Below are 8542 nucleotides of genomic sequence, written 5' to 3'. Positions count from 1 at the left end.
AACAACCAACAGCGACTGGGATCGTCATCCTGACTTGTTCGCGTGAGCAGGAGATCCAAGTAGAGACATAGCGAACTGCGCACGGAGAAGTCTTGAGGGAATGCCGTAGGACCCGGGTTCGATTCCCGGCAGCTCCACCGAAGAAAGGCCAGGCCGAGGGGCCTGGCCTTTCTTGTTTTCACCCCGGTGAGGTTCGGGCCGATGGTCCCGGTCGATTAGTTCGTGCCAGCGAGGATTGTGCCGGTGAGGTTCGCCCCGGTGAGGTTCGCGTCGGTGAGGTTCGCGTCGGTGAGGTTCGCGTCGGAGAGGGATTCCCGGCAGCCCCACTCAAGCAGCCCAGGCCTCATCTGCGTGGTCCGGCGTGCGAAGTTTCAGACTCAGGCCGAACATCCTGTGCTGTAGCGCGGACGCCGCCGGCGGGTCCGAGCGTTGGCCTCAGGGCCGTGAGTCTGATATCAATAGGCATGAATTCTGACTTGACTCGCAGGCTTGCACCGCTCGTGGGAGGCCTGGCTATCGTCGGCATGGGGTTCGCGGTCGGCTGCAGCGCCAAACAGGCCCCGGCCCCGAACGACCAGACTGAAAGCCACATCGATTCCAAGAGACCCAAGGGCGAATCGGGGGCGAAGTCCGACAAGAACGACGCCAGCTTCAAGCCTGAAGTGAAGGCACCCGCGGCGCCGACCGCCAAGCCGGGCGACAACTGAGTCGACCGCGGGAGCGGGCGCGGTCATCCTTTCGGGGTGCCGCCACCGCCGCTGCGGTCCTGGCCGCGGGGTGCGGTTCGGGTGCGCCCGAGCCGATGATGACGGTGACGTACGAGAAAGCCGCCAGCGGTCAGGCGCTCGCTGGCCGCTCCCTGATGATGCGGAACCACATCCTCGAGAACGCGGCCGAAAAGGTCAACGCCACGATCAAACTGCCGCAGGACATCGCTCTGGTCGGGGCGGAGTGCAACGAGCCGAACGCGTACTGGGACTCCGGCAAGAAGAGGATCACCCTCTGCTACGAGGACGCCCTGCTGAGCTTGCGCTCCTTCCAGGCAGCCGGCGACGCCGATCCGATCCCGGCGGCGGTCAACGCCACCCGGGCCACGTTCTACCACGAGCTTGCCCACGCGGCGATCGACTTGGGCGGACTACCGATCACCGGTAAAGAGGAGGACGCCTCCGACCAACTCGTGGTCTACCTGTTGCTCACCCCCGATGAGAACGGCAACGTGGAACCCGGGGCCGAGCAGGCCGTCCGCGATTACGCCCGGATGTTCGAGCATTACGCCGAAAGCGAGGGGGATCTCGAGGAGGCGGACTTGGCTGATAAGCATCCCGTGGATCAGGCTCGCATGTACAACATGCTGTGCTGGATGTACGGCTCGAACCCGGCCAAGTTCGAACGCCTTGTCACAGACGGCGAGCTGCCGGAGAGCCGGGCGGTGGGCTGCGAGGACGAGTACCAGCTGCTGGCCCGGTCATGGTCTGAGCTGTTCGCGCCATACGAGAAGCCGAAGTGACCACCGCGCTTGAGTGGCCCTAGGCACATACCGGGTGCTTGGTACCGTGTCATGCCATGACATGGGGCAAGCTCTCGCTTCTGGCGGCATCCGCGCTGACGATGGTGGCCTGCCAGGCGGCCGGCCAGCAGCCTCCTGCCACTGTCACTGCGACTCCAGCGGCTTCAGCTCCTTCGGCCGCCAAGCCGGTAACCTACGTGGCACTCCCTGATATCTACGGCCAGAACGCCGAGATCGCCAAGACCAAGCTGGAGGGTCTCGGGCTCACCAAAGTGGAACTGTCCTCATCGAACACCAAATACAGCACCGTCGAGCAGGCGAAGGACTGGAAGGTGGTGGGCATGGAGCCGGGTGCCGGAACAGTCGTGAAGTCCGATCAACCGGTCATCGTGAAGGTCGTCAAGGTCGGATGAGCCGTGGCGCCTCGGCGACGCGGTACGGAAACGGTTCAGCCGAGGGCTTGTAGTCCGGTCGCGGCGGCGACGGCAGCGCCGGCGAAGTCACCGTCGCGAAGCTTCGGCTCGATGTCGTTGATTCGCAGGTCTTTGACCGCCTGTTCCGATCGGTTCGAAGCCGCCGGGGCGACCAGGAAGGCGTACTTCCGCTGCTTGGTCGCGACGGCGAGGATCGCGTCGCGTTCCCCCGCCTTGGTCAGGGAGAGGGTCTTGCGGGCCCACTCCCCGGGCGGGACGTCGAACGCGTCGACGTAGACCACCCACAACCGGACGTCGCGTGCCCCCTGCAGACTCTTGACGGCGGTTTGCACCTGTTCAGTCTGCTCGCTGCTCAACGTCCCGGCGGAATCGGTGACGGCCTGCCTCAGCGGCATCGGCGCCGCCGGGCCGGTCGGCGCCTGCGGGGCTTGTGAGGCTCCAGGCGCCGGGGGTGCCTGCGACGGCGCGGGCGGCGGAGACGCGGACTGTACCGTCTCCTGGCTTGTACCCGCCGTGTCATCACTGTGCAGGAGGGTCTTCACGCCCAGGCCGATCCCGCCAACCAGGGTCAGCCCAGCGAGAATGACGGCGATCCGCTTCGGCCAGATGTACTTGATCGGCGCCCGCGTTCCCGTGGACTGGCCGTCGCGAGTGCCGTAGGAGTTGGCCTCGGGGTAGGGCGGGATGCTCATCCTGATGGCTCCGATCGTCGTAGCAGTCGCTCCGATTGAGCCTAGCGACTAAACGATCCGCCGTTCCGCAGCTGGAATCCGATCGGCCGACGGAAGTCCCTTCGGGATCCGTATTCCCTTCCACGGTTCGGCGGGTTTTCCTATCGGGTTCGATTGCGGTTCGGCCGCATCGGGCAGGCCAGTTCGAAGGGCCCGGCCCCGTTGCTTTCGGGTTAGCTCCGCTGCATTCGTGGATAGATCCAACGCCGCGACGCAGGGCTCAGCCGCTTTGCTGTTCGGGAAGGCCATGTCGCGGTTGCCATCCGTCGTTTTCGTACCGGTGGTCTGGGCTCCCCGGTGGGTCTCACGCGTCCGCAGTTTCCGCTAGTTGAACATCTGTTTAGGCATCAGGACTCCCCGCGCCCGGCATGACTGTCAGGGTCATGAAGCCGAGGATGGAATGTTCGCCAGCATCCCAAGGCAATCGGGGCTCACGGCTGCGACGGGGTGGCAAGAACCGGTTTGAACCTCCCACTTGTCGCCGTACGTTACATATGTCGGCAGGTTCGAGAGCCTTAGCTGGTCTGAGCCGGAACTGAACGACATACTTGCTCCCGAGGCGGGGCCAGTTGCCCCGCTGATTTCGTTGAGGGAGCAACCGTGCCTACATCACCCACCAAATCCGCCACCGAGGATCAGAGCCGTTCGTCGCAGGATCCGGTGCGGTCGATCGACTCCACACGACGTGCCGTGAACGATGCGGAATCGACGACCCGTTACGGCAAGTACGTGGGGCGGGTCGGGGCGCTGGCGATTGCCCTCGGTGTGGGTGCCGCCGTGGCTTCAGTGCCGGTGGTTGCCTATGCCGACACCACGGGTTCGGCTGGCTCGACGGGTACCAGCGCGGGCGACTCTTCGAGTACCCCGCGATCCACGGCGAGGCAGGCTCGCGCCGGTGCGCGGGCGAGCCGTATCGAGTCGGCGGCCGGCGGGACTGATTCCCCTGCCGTTGCCGGTAGCGCGCCTTCGCGCGGTACCTCGCGTCGAGGCGGTGCCGCCCCGTCGACCCGCTCGCCTTCGAGTGCGTTGCCGTCGTCGGCTGCGGGGTCCACCCAACGGCGTGGTTCGGAGGCCCCGGCTCCGGCCGCGGTGACGCGTGTTCCGTCTCCGCGTCGCGCGGGTGCGTCGGCGGTCACCAGCGCGGCGGATGTGGTCGAGGCTCCGGTCTTGCGCGACTCCATACCGGCTTCCGTTGGAGCCGAGGGCAATTCGGCGCCGGTATCGGCCGGCTCGTTGGGACAGTCGGGCGCGTCGGTGCTCGCGTCGATGTCCCCGGCCGCGTCGTCGGCTCCGGTGATGGCACCTGCGTCGGCGTCGTCGGTGAACTCTGCGCCCGGCAAGGTCGCGGGGTTGGGCCGGAATCTGTTGTCGTGGCTGGCTGCGGGCGGAACCGGTGATGCTCCGGCGGCCGCACCGCTGTTGTGGACGGTCGCCGCGGCGAGTCGGCGCGAAGTGGGCGGCTCGACGGTCACGGGCAGGGCCGCTGCGAGTACGACGACCTCCGGCCCGGCCTTGGGCGGGTTGTCGCTGAAGACGCCGGCCGCGTCGGCGACGGGTAGGCTGACGGCGGGTCAGTTCAAGTTATTCGGTGACGGCACCGCGGATAATCCGAACGCGGGCCTGCTGGGGGGCACGGGTTACACCTACACCCAGTACGAGGGTGCCTGCACCACGGGTGCTTGCGATGGCGGTCGGGCCGGGTTGTTGTGGGGCAACGGCGGTGGTGGGTTCGCCGGCGGTGTGGGCGGCAGCGCCGGCCTGTGGGGCAACGGCGGCGCCGGCGGCGCCGGCGTCGGCGGCACCACGACCGGTGGGACGGGCGGGGCCGGCGGTACCGGTGGTTTGCTGTTCGGCCGTGGCGGTGACGGCGGTGCCGGCGGTTCGGCCAGCGCGCCCGGTGGGGTCGGCGGTACCGGCGGTGCCGGCGGCAACAGTGGTCTGTTCTCGGTCGCCGGATTCCCGCCCGGGTTGAGCTTCGCCGGCAACGGTGGCGCCGGTGGAGCGGCCACCGGCGTCGGCGGCAAAGGCGGCCGCGGCGGGCGGGGCGGCGACACGGGCCTGTTCTCCCCGGTCAACAACGCCGGCTACGGCGGCACCGGCGGCGCGGCGACCAACCTCGGCGGGGTGGGTGGCAACGGTGGTGACGGCGGCACCACCGGGAAGCTGTCCCCGGCCGGTGACGGCGGCCCGGGCGGAGCGGGCGGGGCCGGGTATCTACGCGGCGGCGACGGCGGTGACGGCGGGCGCGGCGCGATCTTCCTCGACGGCGGCGGCAACGGCGGTGCGGGCGGGGACGCGATCGGCGCCGGCGGCACCGGCGGTAACGGTGGCCACGCCGGTGGGACCGGGCGGCTGACCCTATGGGGCGCCGGCGGTGATGGCGGTGCGGGCGGAAACAGCACCGCCGCCGCAGTGGCCGGCGTGGCCGGCGGGAATGGCGGTAACGGCGGTAACGGCGGGGCGAACGCGTGGATCATCCCGTTCACCATCGACGGCTCCCAGGGGTCGGAGAACAACGGCACAGGCGCCGGCGGCGCGGGTGGCCGCGGCGCGGACGGCGGTGCGGGGGCCGCCGGCGGGCGTGGCGGTCTGGGCGGCGACGGCGGCGACGGCAGCATCCTGCTGGGCGGGGCCGGCGCGGGCGGTGCTGGCGGCCTGGGCGGCAACGGCGGCGCAGGAACCGCCGGAACCTCCGGCAGGGACTCCACCGGTTTCGCCGATAACAACGGCAACGGCTACGACGGCACCGCCGGCAGTGCCGGTGGGGCCGCCGGCAACGGCGGTGCGGGCGGGGCCGGCGGTTCGGCCCGCTACGGCTTGTTCATCAATGCCCCCGGCACCGCCGGCAACGGTGGCAACGGCGGCGCCGGCGGCGCCGCCGGCGCCGGCGGCAGCGGCGGGCGCGGCGCTGACGGCACCAAAGCCCACCCCGATGCCGGCACCGGCGGTAACGGTGGTGATCCCGGCGCCGCCGGCGGCGGCGGAAAGGGCGGCGCGAAGGGCGCGGGCAAGGGCGGCAGCGCCGGCACCGATGGCACCGCGGGTGCCACCCCGACGTCCGGCGGCAACGGCGGGCGTGGCGGTGACGGCTACAACGCCGCCACCGACCCGACGGCGCTGGCGGGCGCGGCCGGCGGCAACGGCGGGGCGGGCGGGGCCGGCGGCGCGGTTGGCAACGGCGGCGCGGGCGGTATCGGCGGGGCAGGCAAGGACGGCGTCAACGGAACCGACGCCACCAGTCCAGGCGGTGCGGGCACGGCCGGCACCGCAGGCGGTGCCGGCGGCCGCGGTGGTGCGGGCGGGAAGGGCGGCACAACATCCGGTGACGGCGGCGCCGGCGGCGCCGGCGGTATCGGCGGTATCGGCGGTGACGGCGGTGACGGCGCCGACGGCACTGATGGAGTGTCGGCGGGTCAATCGGGAACCGATGGCGGCGACGGCGGGCGCGGCGCGGCCGGCGGCGCGGGCGGTGCCGGCGGTGCCGGCGGGATCGCCCTGGGCAAGGGCAGCTCGGGCACCGCGGGTACCGACGCTGTCGGCGGCCGCGGCGGAGACGGCGGTACAGCAGGCAACGGCGGCCAGGGCGTCGACGGCGTCGACGGTGTCGCCGGCACGGATTCGCAGACCCCAGGCACCGCAGGCACCGCCGGCGGCAACGGCGGCGCCGGCGGTGCCGGCGGTGCGGGCGGCGCCGGCGGCGCCGGTGGCGGCAAAGCGGCGGCTGGCATCGACGGCAGCGGCGGCGACGGCGGCTGGGGTGGTACCGCCGGCGCGGGCGGCAGCGGCGGCAACGGTTTCCGCGGATCCGACGGGGTACTACCGGGTTCGGACGGGCAGAACGGCAGTGCCGGCGGCAACGGTGGCGACGGCGGTATCGGCGGCAACGGTGGCGCCGGAGGTGTCGCCGGGGGCAGCACCGGCAATGCCGGCTACGACGGCGTCAGCGGTGACGGCGGCAACGGCGGTGACGCCGGCACCGGCGGTGACGGCGGCAACGGCGTCGACGGCGACATCAACACTCCCAACGGCGGCAAGGGTGGCAACGGCGGTGACGGCGGAGCCATCGGCCGGGGCGGGTCCGGCGGGACGGGACCGGATGGGGCGGTCGCCAACTGGGGCCTCGACGGTTTGATCGCCGACGCCGGCAACGGCGGTGACGGCGGCTACGGCTACAGCGCCCTGGGTCTTGGCACGGGCGGCAACGGCGGGGCAGGCGGCAGCGGCGGTAACGCCAAAACCGGCGGTACCGGCGGTTCCGGTGGCTACGGCGGCAATGGCGGTGATTCGGTCAGTGGCGTCGGCGGCAACGGCGGCGCAGGTGGCAATGCCGGTAAGGGCGGCGCCGGGGTCGACGGCGGGGCACCCGGTACCGACGGCACTCCCGGCGGTAGGGGCGGCAACGGTGGCAGCGGCGGTAACGGCGGTATCGGTGGCGGCGGCAACGGCAGCGGCGGCAACGGCGGCAACGCCGGCGCCGGCGCCGACGGTGCCCGGGGTGCCGACGGCACTGCGCAGCATCCCGATGCGGCCTGCGGCGGTGACGGCGGCGGCGCCGGCACCGGCGGCAACGGCGGCACCGCCGGAACCGCTGCAACCCCGGGCAGTGTCGGGTCTGCCAGCAGCGGCGGCAACGGCGGCGACGGCGGAACAGGCTGGACCTCGACGACTGCCGGTATCGACGGCGGCGACGGCGGCTGCGGCGGCGTCGGCGGCGACGCGACCACCGGTGTCGCGGGCAACGGCGGCAACGGCGGCGCCGGTGGCGGTGGCTACAACGGCACGGCCGGCACAGGCCTGTACGGCACGGCCGGCGGCGACGGCGGCGTCGCAGGTGGCGGCGGTGCCGCAACCACGGGCACGGCCGGCAACGGCGGCGTCGGCGGCGGCGGCGGGGCCGGCGGCAACGGCGGCAGCGGCACCCCGGGCAGCAACGGCACTCTGGGCTCCCCGGACGGCACCGCGGGCGGCAACGGCGGCAGCGGCGCGGCCGGCGGCAACGGCGGCGCCGGTGGCGCTGCCGGCAAGGCGACCACCGGTACCAGCGGCACCGACGGCAACGGTGGCGACGCCGGCGCCGGCGGCAACGGCGCCGACGGCGGAATCGGTGGCGCGGGCTTCGATGGCGTCGCGGGCACCGGCGCCGACGGCGGCGCCGGCGGTACCGGCGGCGCTGCTGGTGCCGGTGGCAACGGCGGCACGGGTGGCGTGGCCGGCGGCGCGACCGCTCAACGGGGCTCTGACGCGATTGGTGGCAACGGCGGCACCGGTGGCAGTGCCGGTATCGGCGGTAACGGCGGCAGCGGTGTCACCGGCGTAGCCGGCACCAGTCCTTCGACCCCCGGCCAGACCGGCGGCGCCGGCGGTAACGCGGGCCGTGGTGGTAACGGTGGTGCCGGCGGCGCCAAGGGTCTCGGCGGCGGATCGGCTGCCGACGGTACCGACGGCAACGGCGGGGCCGGCGCGGTTGGCGGCAACGGCGGTACGGGCGGCATCGGTGGAGCCGGCTACGCCGGCCTGAACGGATCGCTGCCTGGCGCGGCCGGTCAGAACGGCAGCGCCGGCGGTGATGGCGGTGCGGGCGGTAACGGCGGGATCGGCGGCACCGGTGGCGCCAAGGGCGGTGCGACCGGGGGCAGCGCGGGCGCGAACGCCGCCGGCGGTGATGGTGGTGTCGGTGGCGGGGCCGGTGTTGGTGGCAATGGTGGCAGTGGCGCCGATGGTGCCAGTGGCACGGTGTTGAGTGTCAACGGTCAGGCCGGTGGTGCTGGTGGTGATGCGGGTGCCGGCGGTAAGGGCGGCGTCGGGGGTAATGCGGGTGCTGCTGGTGGTGCGGGTGCGCCGGCGGGTATCAACGGCAGCGGCGGGGC

The 8542-nt window shown here is 72.3% G+C and carries 7 protein-coding genes and 1 other RNA gene; 5 read left to right on the top strand and 3 right to left on the bottom strand.

Annotated features, from left to right (window positions below; all coding sequences use genetic code 11):
• Positions 1-140, top strand: a transfer-messenger RNA (tmRNA) gene (ssrA, locus tag ACKOQ4_RS04630); the annotation flags it as partial.
• A 75-nt stretch (positions 141-215) separates the two neighbouring features.
• On the opposite strand, the gene ACKOQ4_RS04625 is transcribed toward ssrA, so the two are convergent.
• Complete coding sequence (locus tag ACKOQ4_RS04625; protein WP_526289307.1) at positions 216-347, bottom strand: pentapeptide repeat-containing protein; 132 nt, start codon at positions 345-347, stop codon at positions 216-218.
• 117 nt (positions 348-464) lie between these two features.
• Here ACKOQ4_RS04625 and ACKOQ4_RS04620 point away from each other — a divergent pair, with 117 nt between their 5' ends.
• The 3 genes from ACKOQ4_RS04620 to ACKOQ4_RS04610 all read left to right on the top strand — a co-directional run bounded on the left by ACKOQ4_RS04620 (position 465) and on the right by ACKOQ4_RS04610 (position 1923).
• Positions 465-707, top strand: coding sequence for a hypothetical protein (locus ACKOQ4_RS04620; protein ID WP_526289305.1), 243 nt, complete (start codon positions 465-467; stop codon positions 705-707).
• 104 nt (positions 708-811) lie between these two features.
• Complete coding sequence (locus ACKOQ4_RS04615; RefSeq protein ID WP_526289303.1) at positions 812-1510, top strand: DUF4344 domain-containing metallopeptidase; 699 nt, start codon at positions 812-814, stop codon at positions 1508-1510.
• 56 nt (positions 1511-1566) lie between these two features.
• Entirely contained in the window at positions 1567-1923 is a 357-nt protein-coding gene (locus ACKOQ4_RS04610; protein WP_526289301.1) for a PASTA domain-containing protein, read from the top strand.
• 35 nt (positions 1924-1958) lie between these two features.
• Here ACKOQ4_RS04610 and ACKOQ4_RS04605 read toward each other — a convergent pair whose 3' ends face one another.
• Together ACKOQ4_RS04605 and ACKOQ4_RS04600 are read right to left on the bottom strand one after the other, a co-directional pair.
• Positions 1959-2636 carry a TPM domain-containing protein gene (locus ACKOQ4_RS04605; RefSeq protein ID WP_526289299.1) on the bottom strand — a complete coding sequence of 226 codons (678 nt, stop codon included), beginning with the start codon at positions 2634-2636 and terminating at the stop codon, positions 1959-1961.
• A gap of 839 nt (positions 2637-3475) precedes the next feature.
• Entirely contained in the window at positions 3476-4015 is a 540-nt protein-coding gene (locus ACKOQ4_RS04600; protein WP_526289297.1) for a hypothetical protein, read from the bottom strand.
• On the opposite strand from ACKOQ4_RS04600, the gene ACKOQ4_RS04595 reads away from it, so the two are divergent.
• Positions 3996-8542 (top strand): PE family protein (locus tag ACKOQ4_RS04595; protein ID WP_526289295.1); only part of this gene is annotated, 4547 nt, incomplete at its 3' end. The genes ACKOQ4_RS04600 and ACKOQ4_RS04595 overlap by 20 nt on opposite strands.

This window comes from Mycobacterium sp., from assembly GCF_046095365.1.
In the GTDB taxonomy this organism is placed as follows: domain Bacteria; phylum Actinomycetota; class Actinomycetes; order Mycobacteriales; family Mycobacteriaceae; genus Mycobacterium.
Note: the sequence above shows the minus strand (reverse complement) of the source record. Positions and strands in the feature narration are given on the sequence as shown.